We start from the raw sequence: 18,950 nt of genomic DNA on the forward strand, positions 1-18,950 counted from the left end.
GAGGGTAGGTTGTTTAGCGTAGCACACAGCTCTCCCAGACAGCAACGAGCAGCAGCACGGCGACGCAAGCGCCGGTGGCCAGCAGCGGGGAAAGGTGCAGCACGATCGACAGAACGCCCAGCACCAGCAGCAGCGCGATGCCGAGCAAATGGGACAGCGGCGGCCAGGCGCGCGTGTGCGCCAGCCATTTGAACACGGCGGTGCCGCACAGGAAGAGCAGCGGGCCGCCGATGATGGCGGCCAGCGCTGCCGGGCTGCCATGCTGGGGATGGCTCAGCACCAGCTCGTCGCCGACGGCGCCGACGATGATGCCGGCCACGATGGGAATGTGCAGGTAGGTGTAGTTGTTGCGTGCATGGCGGCCCGGCGTTTGCGAATGCACGATGCGGTGGTGGCCCTGTTCCAGCCCGTGGTCGAAATACAGCCACCACATCAGGATCGAGCCCACGACCGCCAGCAGGAAGGCCAAGACGGTAAGCGGATCGAAGGCCAGGTCGGCAAACGTGGCGCCGGTCACCAGCAGCGATTCGCCGAGCGCGATGATGACGAACAGGGCGCAGCGTTCGGCCATGTGGCTGCCGTCCACGTTCCAGTCGGCCAGGGTGGAGCGGCCCAGTCCAGGGACGAAATAGAACATGACCGGCCCCAGCATGTCGACCGCCAGTGCGCCGAGCCACCATGCCATGCGCGAAGCCGGCTCCGCCAGGCCGCCGGCAAGCCATAGCGCGCCGCTGGCGCCAAGCCACAAGGCAATGCGCACGAAATTGCAGCGCAGCGCGGCATCTTCGCCGCGGCTGGCCGCCAGCATCGCCAGCGTGCGGCCCACCTGCTGCACCAGGATCGAGGCGCCGAACAGCCAGCCCATGTCGGTGAAGGCGCGCGGGATGGAGACCGACATCAGCAGACCGGCTACCAGCAGCGCAAACAGGGCGGCGCGCACGGACTTCTTTTCCGGGTCAAACCAGTTGGTGGCCCAGACCGTGTAGATCCACACCCACCACGTCGCCATGAACAGCAGACCGACCTGCAGCGCGCCTTGCGCATCGAGCTTTTTCAGCAGGGTGTGGGATAGCTGGGTGACGGCAAACACGAACACAAGATCGAAGAACAGCTCGACCATGCCGACCTTGCCGGAATCGGCCTGGCCGCGCTGGCGCAAAAGGGACATCGGGACTCCTTGTCAGAATATCCAGCAAATTATGCCATTGAGCGTGCTGTCAGCGGAATCGGGGGCCGGCACGTTAAACTAGCGACCATGACGATCGTTTCTTTTCCACGCCACCCACGCCGCATCATTGCCATTTGCGCAGCCACCGTGGCACTGCATTTCATGACGATCAACTGGGTCAGCGGACGCATTGGCGCGGCGGAGCGCGAACGCGATGCTGAAAAAAACGTCATCAGCGCGGAGTTGCGCCTGGCGCCACCGCCGCCTGAACCGGTCGCTCCGGAGCCGGTCGAAGCGCCGCCGCCACCGAAGCCCAAGCCGAAACCGAAGCCACCCAAGCCTGCGCCGCCGCCCGAAGAAGCGGCACCGATTGCCGACAGCGCGCCGGCCGACGCAGGACCAGCCGTGCCTGCGGAGCCGGAAGCGGCTGCGCCGGAGGGCCAATCGGGCGCTGCGCCCGCCACGCCTGCCGTAGAATCCGCGCAGCCGCAGCCTGAAGCCGCGCCGAAAGCCGAGCCGCCAGCCAGCGTCCAGCGCTGGAAAGTTGCGCTGCCGCCGTCGGCCCGGTTCGAACTGGACGTCAGGCGCAAGGACGCGGACGGCACCAACTGGAGCGGCTCGGCCAATATTGGCTGGGAGACCGATGGCGCCACGTATAAGGCGACGCAGGAAGTCGGCATCAGCCTGCTGATTGCGCGCGTCAAGCTGCTGGAGGTGAGCAGCGAAGGCACGATCAACGACACGGGCATCGCCCCGGCGAAATTCACCGAGAAGCGCCGCAACCGATCGGCCACCGCTACCCACTTCAACCAGCAGGATCAAAAGATCACCTTCTCCGCCAGCGAGCGCAGCGTGCCACTGGCGGCGGGAGCGCAGGACCGCGCCACGGTGCTGTTCCAGCTGGCCGGCATCGGCCGCGCGGACGTCAACCAGTTCGGCAAGCCGATGGACATCCTGGTCGGCGAAGACCGCAATGCCCAGGTCTACAGCTTCCTGCTGGTCGGCGAAGATGAACTGGAAACCCGGATGGGCAAGCTGATCACCTGGCACCTGGCGCGCCCGCCCAAGCCCGGCAGCTACAGCGCCAGGCTCGATATCTGGCTGGCGCCCAGCCTTGACTGGTACCCGGTGCAGATCCGCAATACGGAAAGCAACGGCGCCGTCACCACCCAAACCGTCACCCGCATCATCAAGTAAGGAAGCAACCATGCGCAGTACCCTGATTACCCTGGCATTGGCCCTCGCAGCCACCACCGCCAGCGCCGCCAAATCCGATTACCCGGTCGCCAGGCGCGCCACCAGCCTGCCGCCGTCGGCTGACCTGAGCTACGTGGTCAAGGGCAGCAACCATGGCTTCCCCTTGGTGGGCGCCGGCACCATCGCCTGGCGCCAGGGCGACGGCAGCTATTCCCTGCATACGGAAGCGCGTTCCAGCCTGTTCGGCAAAGTGCTCGAGCAGCGCAGCGAAGGCACGCTGGACGGCTACGGTCTGGCGCCCGCCAGCTTTTACGAGAAGCGCTTCCGCAAGGACCCCACCACCACCCGCTTCGACCGCGACACGCGCCGTATCGAATTCGAAGACGGCAAGGTGAGTTACGCCATCCGCGGCGGCGAGCAGGATCGCAGCAGCGTGACCTTCCAGCTGGCGATCCTGGCCCGCGCCACCCCGGAGAAATTCACGCCGGGCAGCGAATGGACCTTCTTCGTGGCCGGCCGCCGCGACGGCGAACCCTGGACTTTCCGCGTGGTCGGCACGGAAACCATGGAAATCGCCACCCTCGGCGAACAGAAGGTGCTGCACTTCAGCCGCAAGCAGGTCGGCGGCCACGAGCAGCAGGCCGACCTGTGGCTGGCCCCCGACCTCGACTGGTACCCGGCGCGCATCCTGTTGAAGGAAGAAGACGGCGATTCCTTCGAGCAAGTCCTAGAGAAAGTCAACCGAAAATAGCCACACCCGGCCTGTTATACTTGCAGCCTCAAAGTCGGGGTCAGGTCTGGCAATCCGCCATTCTTTTCGCATAGCGAAATTTGTGGCGGATTGCCAGACCTGACCCCGGTTTTAATTACTGGAGCGCAATGATTGATTTGATGTCAAGTGCGGCCCTGGCCGACACCAACCCGACTGAGCAAGAGCAGCAGGACGCCCTGCAGGCCCACTTCCAGCCCCACATTTCCGCCGACGAGATCGAGCAGGTCTACCACCTGAAGCGCGCCCAGCCGCTGCTGCAGGTGTTTACCGCTTTGTTCCACGGCGGCTTCGAGGGGGTGCTGGTGCGCCTGCTCGTCCTGCGTGAACTTGCTAATGAGACAACTTCGTCCGCGTTTTCGCGGGCCGATATCAATACGCGCCTGGCCTACCTGCTGCCGGAAAGCCTGGAAACTGTGCTGAACCGCCTGCGCTCCAACGGCCTGCTGGCCTGGGATGCGCAGCAATCCGTTTACCGCGTGACGCCGATGGCGCGCAATGTGCTTGCCTCGATCGATAGCCTGCTGGCCCTGGCCGCTCCGGAAGACGACGATGCCGAAATGGGCTTCCTGCTGTCGCAGGTGGCCGGCGCCCAGGCCGTGGGCGGGGTCACCACCGAGCAGCTGCAGCACCTGCTGGGCCGCCTGGTCGACCTGACCGAAGAATTCCGCGACGCCATCGCGTCCGGTTCCGAATTCCGCCTGCGCGAGTCGCAGGCCAAGTGGCACCAGGCTTGCGACTGGGTCGAGAAGGGCTCCCAGATCCTGCGTGCCATCACCACTGACGAAAATGCGGACAGCGCGACCCACCGCGCCGCGCAAGCCATCGGCCGTGCCCAGTCGCAGCTGCTGAACATGCAAGGCATGTTCTCGCGCGCGCTGAACCAGATCGAGCGCCAGCGCGTCCACCTGGGCCAGTCCGGCCTTTCCACTACCGACATCAAACGCTGGCTGCTGGCCCATGAGGACCTGTCTTCGCTGGCGAATGATGCGATCGACCAACCGGTGAAACCGCTGTTCATCACGCCTGCCGAGATGATCGACGTCGCCGAGACAGAATTAATGACAGAACGTGCCAATAACAATGGGCTGAACGGCCTGCCTGCCGGCCAGGATGCGCCGACCACGATCAACGACAGCCCTGCGATGCAGAAGGAACTGGATGACTGGCTGGCCCGCCTGTCCGACTTCGCGCAGCTGAACAATTTCCCTTCGGTGGCCGAGGAGTCGCCGCGCGAAGTGAAGGTGCACGAGGCGCTGCTGCCGGCATCCTTCGCCCTGGCGTCCTACCGCGCCTCGATGCTGCCGCTCTTGGGCGACGAGGCCGAGGCGTCGATGCAGGGCACCACTGCCGACCTGGCGCGCCTGCCTGTGCGCTTCTCGCCGCAGGACGAAATGGTGCAGCTGCCCGACCTGGAGGTCGCCGCCATGTCCCTGGCCGCGCTGACCCTCGAATTAGACAAAGAAAGTCCGAAGTCCGATGAGTGACGATACCCAAATCCTGATCGCGCGCCTGGTGGCGCACCAGACCCTGCGCCGCGACGACAAGATGGTCAAGCGCGCGCTGTCGGACGAGTTGTTCCGCGCCGAAGTCGATGCGCGCCTGGCCGCCTGCGGCATGAAGCTGCTGGATAACGTCTACGCCGACCACGTCACGCTGGCCCTGCACCGCAATATCGAGCCGAAGGTCTTCGGCGCGCGCGACACCTGGCAGAACAACAATTTCGGCCTGGCGCGCGACGGCGTGGCCTTGCTGGTGGTGCTGTGGGCGCTGATCATCCTGCCCAAGCGCGAACGCCAGGAAACCCACCAGGCGGCGGACGACGACCAGAACGATATGTTCGGCACCGAGAAGCCGGTGCCGCGCGCGGAAGATACCTCGATCGGCATCCCGTACAAGGCGCTGCTGGCCGACTTCGGCGACAAGCTGGGCAAGAAGACCCGCATGGACATGAACCTCGGCATCCTGGGCAAGCTCGGTTTCATCGAGCGCCGCGGCGAGATCATCGTCGAAGGCCCGCTGCTGGACCTGCTGATGGATACCGACCTGCTGAAAGAGCGCATCATCAACGGCGCCCTGGCTGACGTGTTCAAGCGCGCGCCGGCGCAGATCGTGCACATCCCGCGCGAAGTGCTGGCCGCCGCCAACGACGCCGAGCCGCAGCAAGCGGCCAACGAAGAAACCCCGACGGAAGAATAAGCGATGTTCCAAATCAAATCCCTTGAGCTGGTCCACTGGGACTACTGGCAGCGCATCAAGAACATTCCGCTGGATGCCAAGATCATCACCATCGCGGGCCAGAACGGCTCCGGCAAGACCACCTTGCTGGACGCGCTGCGCACGCTGTTCGGCCTCGATTGCTCGATGGGGCGCACCTACAAGCACTATGCCCGCCACAGCGGCCAGCAGACCGCCTGGCTGCGCGCCGTGGTCGACAACAAGCCGCAGGGCAAGCAGCTGTCCAACCGTCCGTTCCGCAGCAGCGGCTTCTTCGCCGAAGACGAGGTGACCCTGTTCTGCCAGGTGCAGAAAAACGGCGGCGACTGGAAGCGCCAGTACCTGATGCGTCCCGGTAACGTGGACATCGAAGAAGTCACCGAAGCCAACGACTGGCTGGGCGTGGAGAACTACCGCAAGCGCCTGGCCAACGCCGGCCTGTCGCAAGCCATGTCGAAAGTGCTGGCGCTGGAGCAGGGCGAAACCGACAAGCTGTGCGAGTACGCGCCGCGCCAGTTGCTGGACCTGGTGTTCCAGGTGTTCGGCGACAAGGAAGTGCTGGATGCCTACGACGAAGCGAAACGCCACCAGCGCGATACCGAAGAAGAGCTGAAGCGCTTCGAGGCCGAACTGGAAGGCTCCAAGACCAACCTGGAGGGCTTGCGCCTGCGCGTGGCCAACTACCACCAGTGGGAAACGCTGCACAAGGAACGCCGCAACCTGCAGGAAGAAGTGCTGCCATCGCTGGAATACCACGAGGCGCGCGAGAAGGCCGCCAACGTCAGCCGCCAGCTGCGCGAAGCGCGCAAGCCGCTGGCGCAGGCCGACCAGCTGCTGGCCGACAAGCGCGGCGAGGTGGCCAAGCAGGCCAAGGCCCTGCAGGACGCGCAGCAGCAGGAAACCCTGCTGGAACAGGAGCAAACCGCGCTGACTTCGCGCCTGAATCTCATCAACGGCAAACTGAAGCCGCTGGAATCGCTGGCGGAGCAGAAGTCCCGCCTGCAAAAACTGGCCGCCGAATCGGGCGCCGACGTGGCCGATGCGGCCGCGCAGCTCGAAGCCAAGGAAACCGAGCTGCTGAAGCTGCGCTCGCAGCGCGATGCCGTGTCCAACCGCATCGCGCAGGACAAGGCCACCATCAACGCACTGTCTGGCAAGACCGCCATGCCGGAGCCGGACAATGTGCGCGCCATGCGCCGCGCGCTGAACGATGCGGGCATCCCGCACGCCATGCTGTCGGACATCGTCGAAGTGACCGATCCGAAATGGCAGGGTGCCGTCGAGGGCGTGCTGGGCGGCTACGCCTCCGTGGTGCTGCTGGAGCGCTCCTCCGATGCCTCCTCGGCCTACCGCCTGGCGGAAAAGGAACGCTATCGCCACTTCATCGTGCCCGATTGCGTGAAGGCGCACGAGCCGAAGAACCAGAGCCTGCTGTCGGTGGTGAAGTTCAGCGGCCTGGCGCCGGAATGGCTGATCGACCAGCTGTCGCGAATCACGCGCGTGGAGTCGGTGGAAGAAGGCGCAAAGCTGGGCAATATCGAAGAATGGATCACGCCTGAGGCCTACCACAAGGAACGCCGCGGCGGCCGCTCGCTGTTCGTGGAAGCTGCGCGCTATCGCTTCGGTTCCGCCGGCAAGACTTCGCGCATGGATGCGATCCAGAAGAACCTGCCGAACCTGGAAGCCGAGGAAGACAAGTACACGCTGCAGATTTCCAAGCTGGCGTCGGAAACCTCAGCGCTGAAAGCCCGCCTGGCGGGAGTGGATGCGGTGAAGGAGCTGTCCGCCCGTACCGAGGAATTCGACGAAGCCGCCCGCTCCGCCGTGCCGCTGCGCGCCGAGCGCCTGGAAGTGGGCTCGCGCCTGGGCGAACTGCAGGGCTTGATGAAGAACGCCACCGTGGCGCGCACCAAGGCCGACACTGCATGGCAAAGCGCCCGCATGTCGCTGTCCGAGGCGGAAGCGGGCCTGCGCCTGAACTTCAAGCGCCAGATGGAACAGCGCTCCGACCACGCCCGTGCCATGCTGGCGCTGCGCCGCCAGTGGCGCCACTTGCCGGGGGCCTGGCGCCGTCCTGCGCGCCGCCAGGCGCTGGTGCAGCAGCACCAGAATGCGCACCAGGTCGACCTGCGTATCGCCAGCCTGCAATCCTCGCTGGCGCGCGATGACTGGGAACTCGATGCGACCGTGATCGACCAGTATGCGCGCCTGAACGAGCAGCTGTCGAACCGCAAGACGGAAACCGAAGAACGCCGCTACCAGAACAACCGCGCGATCGAAGCGACTGCCAATGCGCGCGGCGCCTACATCGAGCGCCTGCGCTACACGATCAAGACCTATTCGTCGAACATCAAGGAATTGGGCGCGCTGGCCAATATCGACGTGCACGTCGAGCCGGTCAAGCTGGAGAACGACGACCTGCTGCTGTCGCAGGCCGGCCTGCAGGTACGCTTCAAGTTCGACGGTAAGGGCCCGATTGGCCTGAACGACGGCGAAGCGTCGGGCGGCCAGCAGGTGATGAAATCGCTGGTGCTGCTGATCGGCTTGCTGAAGTCGGAAGATGGCTCCGGCGGCTTCGTGTTCATCGACGAACCGTTCGCCCACCTGGATATCCGCAACATTCAGCTGGTCGGCGAGTTCCTGAAGAACACCGACGCGCAGTACCTGATGACGACGCCGCTGACCCACAACACGGACGTCTACGATCCTTCCGACCTCACGCTCATCACGAGCAAGAAAAAGAAGGACACCCAGTGGGCGCAGCCGATCTTCGTGCTGCAGCGCCGCCAGGCGGCAGCGGCTTGATCGCCGCTGGCCGTCATTCCGACGGCACGAAGCAGGGGCAGAGCCTGATCGTGCCGGGAGTGACCTGAATCAGATTCAGGCGGCTTCCTTGGAACAGGCGCCCAGGATGGCGTCCAGTTCCTTTTTCAGGGCCAGCATGACGGGCCGGCCGCGGATGCGGTTCACCATTTCGAAGAAGGTGATGCGCATCGCTTTCAAATCCTCCAGCGTGGCGGCGGCTTCCAGCTTGGCTTGCATGACCTGGCCGCGTGCACCCAAGGTCGGTTCGATGGTGCGTGCATAGAAGGCGCGCGCCTGCGCATACTGCGCTGCAAGTTCCTCCTCGGTCGGCGGGATCGGCATGATCGTGATTGGCGGAGCCTCACCTTCTTCGATGAAACCTTGTGCCAGCAGTTCTTGCACGGCGCCGGCATCGAGCCCCAGCCCCGTTACTTTCGGCAGCAACTCTTCCATTGGATGGCGGCCGTCAATCATCACCAGCAGGGTGCGCATACGGGACGGCAAGCCATAGGTGCGTGCCGAAATTTCCTCTCGTCCCTTTGCGGTCTTATTGTAAGTCGTCATAGGAATGTTTCCTCATGGCAATCATTTTCGTGTGATTTTAGAATACACGACCTTTAAGGAATTGACATCGTCTGAAATATCGTCTTTAATTTCTGTAACGACAGAAAAAAATGAAAAATAACATAATTCAACAAATATTCATTCTGGAATCGGTGGAAATCCGTGACTTTCAGGATGTTAAGCGTGTTTCGGATGAATTTCACGTTTGTAGTTTTTATGTCACAAATGGAGTGAGCCAATGGCCGCACTGACCCTGTTTTTCGATAATGCCTGCCCGTTTTGCCGGAGCGAGATGTCCCGCCTGCGGCGCTGGGACCGCGCCGGCCGCCTGGCCTTCGTCGATATCGCTGCACCCGGCTTCGATCCCGCTCCGCTGGGCGCCAGCCTCGCTGCCATGAACACGGAGTTGCACGGACTGCGTGCCGACGGCGCCATGCTGGTCGGCACCGATGCCATCCTGGCGGCCTACACGCTGGCGGGACGCGCCTGGCTGGTATGGCCGCTGCGGGTAGCAGCGCTGCGGCCGATGCTGGCCTCGGCCTACCGCAGTTTCGCCCGCAACCGCTACCGCATTTCGCGCTGGCTCCGGATCGACGGCGCGCGCCCTGCCTGCGACGGCGAGCGTTGCCAGGCCTACTTCGGAGGCAAGGATGGAGCGTAAATGGCTGGTGCGCTGGATGTACGCCAGCGCAGTTGGACATTTGCTGGTCGGCCTGGTGCTGCCCTGGATCGCCGGCGCCGCAGCCCTTGACTGGTATCTCGCCTGGCTTGGCCCGGCATCGACGCGCCCGCAGCACGCCTGGTGGATGGCGCTGTTCGGGCCCACCATCCAGTGCGTCGGGCTGTGGATGCTGGCCTTGGTGTGGTTCGGCGACCAGCGTCGCGAGCCGGCGGCCTGGCTGTGGGTGGCGGCAGGACTGCTGTTGTGGGGGCCGCAGGACATCATGGTATCGCTGCGCGCTGGCGTATGGCCGAATGCGTGGCTCGACATCGCCACGCTGGCGCTGTTGCTGCCTGCCGCCTGGCGCCTGTACCGGATCGACGCTGCCGCGCGTGACGCCGCCGAGGCGGCGCCGCTGGTCGGCGAGGGAGAGCTGTTCCGAAAAGTCCTCGGCAGCGAGTGGAGCAAGCTGCACCCCGACATCCAGCAACGCTTCGCCAAGAACCCGGCACCCGGCAAACCCTTGCTGTACTACGGCACCCTGGCGGAGTTGCGCGCTTCGCGATTCGGCAAGCTGCTCGGCTTCGCCAGCAAACCCTTCATCCAGGGCGCACTGATACCCTACGACGACAGCGGCTTTCCGGTCGACATCCAGGTCTACGGCAAACCGGGCTCGCAGAACATCTACAAGCAGCGCATCTACATGCTGAATGGCCGCAAGCCGGTCAAGTTCACCTCCTACATGGCGGAGAGCGAGCGCGGCGAAGTGCTCGAATACGTGGGACTGGGCCTCGGCATGAAGCTCAAGCTGCACGTGGCCGATGGCAACCTGCATTTCACCAGCGACGGCTATTTCTGGGACCTGCTGGGCTGGCGCATCCCCCTGCCTGGCGTGCTCACGCCGGGCAAGACCTACCTGCGCCACTGCAACGAGGCGCCCAACCGATTCAACATCCGCATCGAAATCCGCCACGCCCTGTTTGGCACGACCTTCGTGCAAGCCGGCGTCTTCCACGAGAGGCGTGCAGCGGAGAGGGAGGCAGCATGAACACGCATCTGCTCGCATTGCAGCTCATGGCCGCACAAGGCTGCCTGGGCGCCTTCGACACCATCTACCACCATGAGCTGACGGAAGCCTTGCCGCAGCGCGTCACGGCAAGGCGCGAGCTTGCCATTCACGCAGTGCGTGCCACGATCTACGGCGTGCTGTTCGTGGGGTTGTCGGCCTGGGTGTGGCAGGGCGCCTGGGCCTGGGTGCTGCTGGCGCTGTTCGGCATCGAGATTGTCCTCACGCTGTGGGACTTCGTGGTGGAGGACCAGACCCGCCTGCTGCCTGCCACCGAGCGCGTAACGCACACCGTGCTGGCGATTAACGGCGGCGCCTTCATTACCCTGCTGATGCTGGGAATGCCGGCAGCCATCGATGCGCCGACAGGATTCGCTTATGCGCCGCAGGGCTGGCTCAGCATCTTCCTCGCCTTGTGCGGCGTGGGCGTGTTCGTGTCCGGCGTCCGGGACGCCTTCGCCTCGCGTGCCGTGCCTGGCGCTGCCTCGCAAAGCGTACGCTTCGACGGCCCGCCGCAAACGGTGCTGGTCACCGGCGCGACCGGATTTGTCGGGCATTCGCTCGTGCCAGCCTTGCTTGCCGGCGGCCACCGGGTCATCGTGCTGTCGCGCGAGCCGCGCAAGGCGGCATGGGAATATGGCGGCGCCGTGCGCGCAGTTGCCGGCATGGGCGACTTGTCGCCGGCCGAACCGGTCGACGTCGTCATCAACCTCGCCGGCGCCCGCATTCTTGGCTGGCGCTGGAGCGAGCGGCGCAAGGCCGTGCTGCGCGGCAGCCGCGCCGGGCTGACGCAAGGCGTGGTGGACTGGATTGCGCGGGCCGTGCACAAGCCGCGCCTGGTGATCAATGCATCCGCGGTCGGCTACTACGGCATCCAGCCGCAGGGCAGTGGCCAGGTATTGAACGAAGCCAGCCCGCCGCAGGCAATCTTCATGTCGCAGCTATGCCAGGAATGGGAGGCCGCCGCCAGCCGTGCACGCGAGTATGGCGTACCGGTTGCGCTGGCGCGCTTCGGGGTGGTCTACGGCCATGGCGGCGCGCTGCAGCCTATGCTGCTGCCGATCAGACTGGGCTTCGGCGGCCGCATGGGAACAGGACGCCAGCGCAACTCCTGGATCCACATTGCCGATTTGCTGGGGGCGATGGCCCACGTCTGGCGCCTCGGCGCCAACGCTGACGGCGCCTGGAATTTCACGGCTCCGGAGCAGCCGACGCAACTGGAGTTCACCCGGGCCGCCGCCGCCGAGCTGCATCGCCCGAGCGCGATTCCTACGCCGGCCTGGCCGGTGCGCTTGCTGCTCGGCGAGCAAGCGGGCCTGCTTCTGGAAGGCGCCGCCGTAGCGCCGACCCGCCTGCTCGCCAGCGGTTTCAGCTTCCGCTTCCCGACAGTCCGGCAAGCGCTGGCCGACCTGGTTTAGTCGAGCTTCTTCTGCGCCATGCTCCAGCGCAGCAGGCCGATGGAGTAGGCGGCAAGGTAGCCCAGCATCAGGCCGAAGGGAATGACGGTCAGCGGATGTTGCAGGACTTCGGCCTGGTTGATCACGCGCGGGTGTTCGGACTGGCGGTTGACGTAGAACTCGACGCCGATCTGCAGCACCCGGGCGGCGAACAGCATGCAGATCAGGATCGCGGTGCGGCTCGGCGGGGTGAAATACAGCTTGCTGCCGGTGTTTTCGAAGCGGGTCTTCTTGAGCGCGAAGAAGGCCATCCAGGCGCCGGCTATCACGGCGGCAGCCATCATCGCCAGCGCCGGCGGGTTGCGCAGCATGGACTGGGCGGCTGCCAGCAGCAGGACCGGCAAGCCGGCCGCGCCGACCCAGTGCCGCCACGCCACCGATTCCTGGCGGCGGAACACCAGCTTCAGGCGCGAATAGATGCGCCAGATCAGCGTCGGAACGAGGATGAGCAGGACTACGGTGGTGACAGTCAGTTGCATTGGGCGCCGGATTCGGGAAAAAAAGAAGAATTTTAACCGCAGGCGTAAAATACCCCTTCGTGATCTCGCTTTCGGGAGTTCCAGCCATGGAAAAACACCGTATCCACGCCCACCGCGCACCGGATTTGCCGGTGCCAGTCGACGAGTCGCAGCCGCACCCCGAGCCGGTGCATCCGCACAGCCCGCACAACCCTGTCCCGCAAGACGAGCCGGTGCCCAACCATAATCCCGAGCTGCGTCCGCCCGGTCAGTCGAAAGCCCAGTTGTAAAGCACGTCCAGTGCGTTGTTGGTGCCCGTCTGCACCTGCAGCGTCACGCGGTTGTTGACCTTGTAGCGCAGCTTGACCAGGCTGGTCGCGGTGCCCGCGCCCTGCTCGAAGCTGATGTAGGCGCGCGAAGACAGCTTTTTGCCGACCGTGACGACCGTGCTTTCCAGCCCCTTGGCCTGGCTGACGCCCAGCTCATCGAGACCGACCCGGTTGGCCAGGCTCGGCCCGCCGCTGCCGCCCAGCAGGGCGCCGGCTGCGGTGCCGAGCAGGCTCATTTCATTGCCGGCCATGTCGGCGGTGCCGTGGCCGAGCACCATCCAGGCCAGTTTTTCGCTGTCCGGCACGGAAGGCGTGGAAACCAGCTTGGCCGATGGCGCCAGCGCGGTGCCGCGCACTTCGACGCCGGCTTCCACATTGGTCTCGCTCAGCTCATCGCCTTCGGGGCGCTTGCGCACGGCGCGGATGTTCAGGCCCGGGTTGTCGTAGGCGCCGGTGAAATTCAGCACGCCGCGTTCGATCGCCAGGCGCTGGCCGTAGGCGGCGTACGTGCCGCTGACGACGCGGATGCTGCCGTTGACGCGCGGGGCGCGGCGATCGGCCATGCGCACGCGCACGGTGCCGGCCAGCTGCGCGTCCAGGCCCTTGCCGCGCAAGGTGAAATCGTCGCCCAGGTCGGCCTCCAGGTCGATATTCAGGGGCAGCCCGCTGCTGGCGGCAGCCTTCGGTTTTTCACGGCCCAGGATCACCACGTCTTCGCTGATGGTGGGCGTGTCGAGCGAAGGCAGTTCGATGACGGCGCGGTTGGCCCTGAACTTGCCGTCGAACTCGAAGCGCTTGGCGTCGCGCACCAGGGTGCTGCTGCCGCTCAGCACCAGGGTGCGGTCCGGGCGGTTGAATACTTCGAGCTTGTTGGCGGCCAGCTTGAGGTCCATCGACATGTCGCCGCCTGCCAGCCGCAACCAGCCGTCAGCCTGTACATTGCCGTCGGTTCCATCGAAGCGCAGGCGTTGCAGCTGCAGCTGGTCGCCGCTCACTTTGGCCTGCAGGGCGCCGTTGCGCAGGCGGATGCCTTGCTCGGCCCAGTTGATCACCAGCTGTTCGCCCACCACCTCGCCATCCAGCAGGGGATTGGCGATGGTGCCGTGGCCGCTGGCATGGGCGCGCAGGGCGCCGCCCAGTTCCATTCCTTGCACGCCAAGCAGCGGGGACAGCCAGGCAATGGAAGGCAGGCTGGCGCTGGCGCCGAAAGTCAGGGGGCTGTCGGATGGAATGCGGCCGTCGCGCAACTGGGCGCTGGCTTCCAGGCGCGCATTGCCGGCGCGGTCGCCGGCCAGTTCGGCCTGGGCGCGCAGCTGGTCGCCGGCGACCGTGACGCGCGCGTCCAGCACCTTCAGCTCGAGCGGGATCGGGCGTTCGCCGCCGGTGATCGTTACGTCGCCTTTTTCGCGGAATACGTGCAGGTAGCCGTCCAGCGCGGGCGCGGCGCCTTTCGCGGCGGGCGCTGCCAGTTCCAGCGACCAGTCGCCGCCCAGGGTCATGGTGCTGGCCACGTTGCTGCGCCAGGTGTCGGACAGTTGGGCGAGGTAGCTGGCGTTGACGCCGCTGGCGCTGCCTTTGCTGCGCCAGCGCAGGCCGTTCTTCTCCAGCGTGTCGATGCGCAGGCTGCCTTCCGGCATGGCGATGGTGGCGCTGCTTAACTCGAGCTGCTCCGGCTGCGCCAGGCCGGCAACGCCATCGCCTTTGCGGCCGCTAATGCGCAGCGTGGCCGGCGCCTGCAGGGTGAGGGCGAAGCGGCCTTTGTTCTGCAGGGCGTCGATGCTGCCGTTCCAGCTATCCGGGGCGAAGCTGCCGTGGACTTTTGTGCTGGCGTCGAAGTCGGGATTGGTGGCGGCTAGCTGCACCGAGTGGTTGCCTGCGGTGCCGCTGGCCTGCAGGCGCAGGCGGTCAAGCAGCAGGCCGGGCATGTTCAGGCCCGTGACCACCAGGTCGGCCTGCAGCGGATCGTCAGGTGCGAAAGAGGTGCCGATGGTGGCGCTGCCCTTGATCGAAGAGATCTCACGCTGCCCCGGCAGGCGCAGGTGGGCGCCATCCAGCGTGGCGCTGAGCGTTGGCATGGTGTTGGGGCCGCGGCCAGCGACGTTGCCGCCACTGGCGTAGCCGCTGCCGCGCAGGTTGCCGGACCAGCCGCTGCCCAGAACCGCCAGTTGTGGTGCGTCGAGCTTCCAGTCGATGCGGTCTTGCGGCTTGCCGAACGAGCCTTTGGCCTGCAGCAGGTTGGGGCCGAGGTGCAGGTCGACGTCGCTGTCCTGCACGCGGCCGGGGGCGGCGGCGAACTTTGCATGGCCGCTCAGTGCCGCGTTGCCAAGCGTGGACGCCGGCTGCAGGCGGATATCGGCATTGGCCAGCCAGTCCGCCGAGGCGCGCAGCGTGGCGTCGAAATCGGCGTTGACGTTGCCCGCGACCGAAGCGCCAAAGCTGGCCGGGTTGAGGCGCATTGCGCTGCCGGACAGCTTGACGTCCATTGCGCCGAAGAGCGCCGCTTCGCCGCTGGCACGGATCACGCTGTCGGCGCGGGCCGGCGCCGGCGTGGCCGCGGCCGGGCGCTGGCCGCCTGGCGGCTGGTAGCCCAGGCCGCGCGCCTCCGCGCTGAAACTGGTGCGCGGCGCCTTGTAGCCGCCGCCCAGGGTGCCGCTGGCAGTCGCGCTGCCTTGCAGTTGCGGGTCGAGTACGGAAAGCTGAGGGGCGTCGAGCTGCCATTCCAGCTTGTCGCCGGCAGCGCCGAATGCGCCGCGCGCGGTGGCGGTATTGCGGGCGTAAGCGAGGCGGGCGTCGATGCTGGCGATGTGCTGCGCATCGGCGGCCAGCTTGACGCTGCCCGAGAGCGGCTGCCCCATCAACTTGCTGGGCTGCAGGACGATGTCGGCGTTGGCGCGCCAGTCCGGCGCCAGCTTTCCGCTGGCCTGCAGTTCCGCGTTCAGGTCGGCTGAAGGGAAGGCGCCCAGCGCGGCCGGATCGAAGCGCTTGACCGCCGCGTTGGCCTTGAAGGTTTTGTCATCCTTCAGGCTGGCCTGGGCGGTGGCGGAGACGCTGCCCTGGCCGGCGCTGATGCGCGCCTGGTGCACGGTCAGCAGCAGGTCTTGCAGTGTGGCGTGGGCGTCCAGGCGCAGCTTGCCTTCGCCCAGCGCGGCGCGCAAGGTGTGCTGCTTGCCCTTGGTTTCGGCGCTGATGTCGCCGGCAATCGCCGTGCTGATGGCGGCGCCGTGCAGGCCGCGCAGGTCGAGGCGGTCGGTGTGCAGGCGCACGCTGGCGGTGTCGATGCTGCCGTCTTTCGGCAGGCGGCGCAGCTTGCCGCTGCCGGTGAACTTGCCGGCGGCGCCCAGGTCGATCAGCAGGCCGCTGAGGCTTGCATTGTCCAGCGTGCCGCCCAGTTGTGCGGCGGCGCTGTGCAGGGGCAGCTTTTGCTGGTCGAGCGGGCCGGGGGCGCTGCGGTTGGTAGCGGCCAGCTTGCCGGACAGCTTGTCGCCATTGATGGCGGCGTCCAGCGCCAGGTCGATTGCCGCCTTTGGCCAGGCCGGGTCGAAGCGGGCCGGGTCGACGTCGCGCGCCTGCAGGCGGATGCTGCGCAGGGGCAGGGCGTCGAACGGCGCCAGCACCAGGGTGCCGTCGCCGTTGGCGTAGTTCGATTTGCCTTTGACGTCCAGCTTCAGTTGCGCAAGGTCGCCGCTGGCGTACAGCTCCAGCCGCGTGGCGCTGCGCTCGACCATGCCGGGGTCGGGCGGCGTTGCCGCCGCAGCGCCGGGTGGTGTAACGGGATTGCCGGCAGGCCGGGCCGCGGGAGTCGACGGCGGCAGCGGCGCCAGGGCGACGGTGGCGCTCAGTTTGTACGGGCGCGTGGTCGAAATTTCCGCGCTGGCGGCAAGGGCGCCAATGGGTGTCTCGGCGCTGGCGTCCTTCAGTTGCCAATGCTGGCCGTCGCCCTGGAGCTGCAGCTTGATGGCGCGCAGCTCGGTGCGGCTGCCGTCTTCGCTGACCAGGGCCAGCGTGCTGACGCGGCCGTCCGCAATGCTCAGGCGGAACGGCGGCGTGATCGATGCCGGCATCACGGCTGGTTTGGATGGCCCGGTGCTGCGCGATTCGGCGCGCGCCACATGCAACTCGCTGATCGCCACGCCCTCGCTGAAGTATTGCAGCGGCGACCAGTTGATGTCGATGTTATCGAGCGTCAGGACGCTCGACTCGTCGCGGTAGATGATGCGGCCGATATGCATGCGGCCATACAGCGAACCGCTGACGCCGGTGACCACGATCTGGCCGCCGCTGGCGCGCGCAACCTGCGCCACGATCTGCTGCAGCGTGGTTTCGCGTCCCAGCAGCCACGCCGCGCCGCCCAGCACGGCCAGCGTCACGCCGCCGCCGATCAGCGTGCGGCGCAGCCACTTGCGGCGAGGCGCTGCCAGCGGCGCCTCAGGCGGCGCTGGAGGATGGGGGAGATGGCGCGGCGTATCCATCAGAACGTGAACCCCAGCGAGAAGTGCAGCCGGGCCTTTTTAGTGGCATGGCCATATGCGACGTCGACATTGATCGGCCCGACCGGGCTCTTGTAGCGCGCACCGACGCCGTAGCCGGACTTGGGACGCAAGCCGCCCAGCGAATTAGACGCATTGCCGGCGTCATAGAACACCGCCGCGCCCCAGGTCGGCTTGAACCAGTACTGGTATTCGGCGCTGCCGGTGACCAGGTAGCGGCCGCCGACCGTCGCTTCGCCCTGCTGCACGCCCAGCTCCTGGTAGGCATAGCCGCGCACCGAGTTGTCGCCGCCGGCGCGGAACAGGTAGGTGGTCGGCACGCCTTCCTGGTGCGCCGAGCCGAGGGCGCCGAATTCGGCGCGCAGGATGACGGTGGATTTCGGGCTCAGGGGCCGGTAAGTGATGCCGCGCGCCGTGGCGCGGATGAATTTTTCATCCGTCAGCACCGGCAGCAGCGCCCCGCCCAGCGTGGCATTCAGCACATAGCCCTTGGTCGGGAACACCAGGTTATCCACCTTGCGCCAGGTGGCGGCATAGGTGATCGGCAAGGACTGGCTGTGCGACGACAGCACCCGGTTCACGGTCTTGCTCTCGTTCAGGTACTCGATGGAGATGCTGCGCTCGAGCAGCGGCGTGCCCCAGGCCCGCTTGGCCGCGACGGAAGCGGTGCGCGTGATCTCGCCTTCGATATCCTTGCGTTCCAGCGCCGCGCCGAAGCTGTCGTTGTAGCCGTCCGCCGTGGTGGGAAAATAGAAATCGCTGCGCGCCTGCTGGCGCTTGGTTTCCAGCGTCAGCGCGCTCTTCATCTTCAGGCCGAACACGTTCAGGTCATCGTAGGTGCCCGAGGTGCGGTAGCCGGTATTGGTGCTGAAGCCGATACCCACGCTGGCATTCTTGCGCTTGTTCTCCACCACGCGCACCAGCAGCGGCAGCGGCGCCATCGTCGCCGGCTGCGGCACGCCTTCGGCTTTGCCCTCGGCCGCCTCGATCTGCTCGCCCAGCAGGGACGACAGGTCGGCGCTCACCTCGACGTTGGAGAAATAGCCGGTCTCCTGCAGCTTGCCCTGGTAAGCCTGCAGCGCCGCTTCGCTGTAGACGTCGCCCGGCTTGATAGGGTTCAGGTTGCGCACCGCCGATTCGGGATAGCGCCGCAAACCCTCGATTTTCAGCTCGCCGAAGCGCATTTCCGGCCCGCTGTCGAGCGCCACGTGCAGCAGTGCGCGCCGGGTCTCCGGATCGACCACCGCTTCGCTGGAAATCATTTGCGCGCGCGGGTAGCGCGTCTGCACCACGGCGCGCAGCAGATCGCGCTTGGCCTTTTCCCATTCGTCCTGGCGGAACACGGCGCCCCGCGGCAGGGCCCAGCCGGCCTTCAGCGCCTCCTGGTCGAACGGCGCGCCCGACGCCGACTGGAAACCTTCCAGCACGATCTCCACCTCGCCCACCAGCACCGGCTCGCCCGGCTGCACGTCGACCGTGACGGTCGGCGTGCCGCTTTCGTCCAGGCGGATATTCACCGCCGGCGTGTAGTAACCGGCAGTCGCAACCAGCGTCCTGATCTGCTCCGGCGCGGCGCGCAGCATGCGCTGCAGCTGGTCGCGGTCCATGCGCTCGTTCGTGCGGTAGCGCACCAGGTCGAGGTTATCTTCGAGAAGCGACTCCAGCGCGCGCGGGGCGTTGATGCGGACCTGGTAAGTCCAGCCCTGGGCAGCCGCCAGCAAGGGCAGCAGCAGGGCAGCGCAGCCCAGTACAAGGCCCCTCAATACTTTTAT

14 protein-coding genes are annotated in these 18,950 nt (G+C 66.1%); 9 read left to right on the top strand and 5 right to left on the bottom strand.

Annotated features, from left to right (window positions below):
* Positions 1-13: 13 nt before the first annotated feature.
* Positions 14-1,168 carry a low temperature requirement protein A gene (locus ACN9MU_RS05215; RefSeq protein ID WP_426320887.1) on the bottom strand — a complete coding sequence of 385 codons (1,155 nt, stop codon included), beginning with the start codon at positions 1,166-1,168 and terminating at the stop codon, positions 14-16.
* Positions 1,169-1,255: 87 nt separating this feature from the next.
* Between ACN9MU_RS05215 and ACN9MU_RS05220 the strand changes: the two genes are divergently transcribed.
* The 5 genes from ACN9MU_RS05220 to ACN9MU_RS05240 all read left to right on the top strand — a co-directional run bounded on the left by ACN9MU_RS05220 (position 1,256) and on the right by ACN9MU_RS05240 (position 8,156).
* Positions 1,256-2,365 carry a DUF3108 domain-containing protein gene (locus tag ACN9MU_RS05220; RefSeq protein WP_426320889.1) on the top strand — a complete coding sequence of 370 codons (1,110 nt, stop codon included), beginning with the start codon at positions 1,256-1,258 and terminating at the stop codon, positions 2,363-2,365.
* Positions 2,366-2,375: 10 nt separating this feature from the next.
* Complete coding sequence (locus ACN9MU_RS05225; RefSeq protein WP_426320891.1) at positions 2,376-3,116, top strand: DUF3108 domain-containing protein; 741 nt, start codon at positions 2,376-2,378, stop codon at positions 3,114-3,116.
* A 128-nt stretch (positions 3,117-3,244) separates the two neighbouring features.
* Entirely contained in the window at positions 3,245-4,621 is a 1,377-nt protein-coding gene (locus tag ACN9MU_RS05230; RefSeq protein ID WP_426320893.1) for a hypothetical protein, read from the top strand.
* Positions 4,614-5,333 (top strand): hypothetical protein, encoded by a 720-nt coding sequence (locus ACN9MU_RS05235; RefSeq protein WP_426168060.1) that lies wholly within the window; start codon positions 4,614-4,616, stop codon positions 5,331-5,333. Before ACN9MU_RS05230 ends, ACN9MU_RS05235 begins: the two co-directional genes overlap by 8 nt.
* Before the next feature lie 3 nt (positions 5,334-5,336).
* Complete coding sequence (locus tag ACN9MU_RS05240; protein WP_426320895.1) at positions 5,337-8,156, top strand: ATP-binding protein; 2,820 nt, start codon at positions 5,337-5,339, stop codon at positions 8,154-8,156.
* 75 nt (positions 8,157-8,231) lie between these two features.
* On the opposite strand, the gene ACN9MU_RS05245 is transcribed toward ACN9MU_RS05240, so the two are convergent.
* On the bottom strand, positions 8,232-8,720 hold the full coding sequence (locus tag ACN9MU_RS05245) for a hypothetical protein (protein WP_426320897.1): 489 nt from the start codon (positions 8,718-8,720) through the stop codon (positions 8,232-8,234).
* 238 nt (positions 8,721-8,958) lie between these two features.
* Here ACN9MU_RS05245 and ACN9MU_RS05250 point away from each other — a divergent pair, with 238 nt between their 5' ends.
* From ACN9MU_RS05250 to ACN9MU_RS05260, 3 genes are read left to right on the top strand one after another with little or no spacing between them, the layout of a single operon-like run.
* Positions 8,959-9,381 (top strand): thiol-disulfide oxidoreductase DCC family protein, encoded by a 423-nt coding sequence (locus tag ACN9MU_RS05250; protein ID WP_426320899.1) that lies wholly within the window; start codon positions 8,959-8,961, stop codon positions 9,379-9,381.
* A complete protein-coding gene (locus tag ACN9MU_RS05255; protein ID WP_426168070.1) occupies positions 9,371-10,429 on the top strand; it encodes a DUF4166 domain-containing protein in 1,059 nt (352 codons plus the stop codon). Before ACN9MU_RS05250 ends, ACN9MU_RS05255 begins: the two co-directional genes overlap by 11 nt.
* Positions 10,426-11,865 carry a TIGR01777 family oxidoreductase gene (locus ACN9MU_RS05260; RefSeq protein WP_426320901.1) on the top strand — a complete coding sequence of 480 codons (1,440 nt, stop codon included), beginning with the start codon at positions 10,426-10,428 and terminating at the stop codon, positions 11,863-11,865. Before ACN9MU_RS05255 ends, ACN9MU_RS05260 begins: the two co-directional genes overlap by 4 nt.
* Here ACN9MU_RS05260 and ACN9MU_RS05265 read toward each other — a convergent pair.
* A complete protein-coding gene (locus tag ACN9MU_RS05265) occupies positions 11,862-12,383 on the bottom strand; it encodes a hypothetical protein (protein WP_426168074.1) in 522 nt (173 codons plus the stop codon). The two genes, ACN9MU_RS05260 and ACN9MU_RS05265, sit on opposite strands and share 4 nt — an antisense overlap.
* Before the next feature lie 86 nt (positions 12,384-12,469).
* Between ACN9MU_RS05265 and ACN9MU_RS05270 the strand changes: the two genes are divergently transcribed.
* Positions 12,470-12,652 (top strand): hypothetical protein, encoded by a 183-nt coding sequence (locus tag ACN9MU_RS05270; protein WP_426168076.1) that lies wholly within the window; start codon positions 12,470-12,472, stop codon positions 12,650-12,652.
* On the opposite strand, the gene ACN9MU_RS05275 is transcribed toward ACN9MU_RS05270, so the two are convergent.
* Both ACN9MU_RS05275 and ACN9MU_RS05280 read right to left on the bottom strand, forming a co-directional pair.
* On the bottom strand, positions 12,631-17,160 hold the full coding sequence (locus ACN9MU_RS05275; RefSeq protein ID WP_426320904.1) for a translocation/assembly module TamB domain-containing protein: 4,530 nt from the start codon (positions 17,158-17,160) through the stop codon (positions 12,631-12,633). The genes ACN9MU_RS05270 and ACN9MU_RS05275 overlap by 22 nt on opposite strands.
* Positions 17,160-18,941: an autotransporter assembly complex protein TamA gene (locus tag ACN9MU_RS05280; RefSeq protein ID WP_426168080.1), complete on the bottom strand. Its 1,782-nt coding sequence runs from the start codon at positions 18,939-18,941 to the stop codon at positions 17,160-17,162. Before ACN9MU_RS05280 ends, ACN9MU_RS05275 begins: the two co-directional genes overlap by 1 nt.
* Positions 18,942-18,950 lie beyond the last annotated feature (9 nt).

This window comes from Pseudoduganella sp. R-32 (genome assembly GCF_049913245.1).
In the GTDB taxonomy this organism is placed as follows: Bacteria; Pseudomonadota; Gammaproteobacteria; order Burkholderiales; family Burkholderiaceae_D; genus Rugamonas.

What these genes read in the sequence shown, in the direction of transcription:
- ACN9MU_RS05215 (WP_426320887.1), bottom strand. Translation starts at nt 1,168, where the DNA reads ATGTCCCTTTTGCGCCAGCGCGGCCAGGCCGATTCCGGCAAGGTCGGC.
- ACN9MU_RS05220 (WP_426320889.1), top strand. Translation starts at nt 1,256, where the DNA reads ATGACGATCGTTTCTTTTCCACGCCACCCACGCCGCATCATTGCCATT.
- ACN9MU_RS05225 (WP_426320891.1), top strand. Translation starts at nt 2,376, where the DNA reads ATGCGCAGTACCCTGATTACCCTGGCATTGGCCCTCGCAGCCACCACC.
- ACN9MU_RS05230 (WP_426320893.1), top strand. Translation starts at nt 3,245, where the DNA reads ATGATTGATTTGATGTCAAGTGCGGCCCTGGCCGACACCAACCCGACT.
- ACN9MU_RS05235 (WP_426168060.1), top strand. Translation starts at nt 4,614, where the DNA reads ATGAGTGACGATACCCAAATCCTGATCGCGCGCCTGGTGGCGCACCAG.
- ACN9MU_RS05240 (WP_426320895.1), top strand. Translation starts at nt 5,337, where the DNA reads ATGTTCCAAATCAAATCCCTTGAGCTGGTCCACTGGGACTACTGGCAG.
- ACN9MU_RS05245 (WP_426320897.1), bottom strand. Translation starts at nt 8,720, where the DNA reads ATGACGACTTACAATAAGACCGCAAAGGGACGAGAGGAAATTTCGGCA.
- ACN9MU_RS05250 (WP_426320899.1), top strand. Translation starts at nt 8,959, where the DNA reads ATGGCCGCACTGACCCTGTTTTTCGATAATGCCTGCCCGTTTTGCCGG.
- ACN9MU_RS05255 (WP_426168070.1), top strand. Translation starts at nt 9,371, where the DNA reads ATGGAGCGTAAATGGCTGGTGCGCTGGATGTACGCCAGCGCAGTTGGA.
- ACN9MU_RS05260 (WP_426320901.1), top strand. Translation starts at nt 10,426, where the DNA reads ATGAACACGCATCTGCTCGCATTGCAGCTCATGGCCGCACAAGGCTGC.
- ACN9MU_RS05265 (WP_426168074.1), bottom strand. Translation starts at nt 12,383, where the DNA reads ATGCAACTGACTGTCACCACCGTAGTCCTGCTCATCCTCGTTCCGACG.
- ACN9MU_RS05270 (WP_426168076.1), top strand. Translation starts at nt 12,470, where the DNA reads ATGGAAAAACACCGTATCCACGCCCACCGCGCACCGGATTTGCCGGTG.
- ACN9MU_RS05275 (WP_426320904.1), bottom strand. Translation starts at nt 17,160, where the DNA reads ATGGATACGCCGCGCCATCTCCCCCATCCTCCAGCGCCGCCTGAGGCG.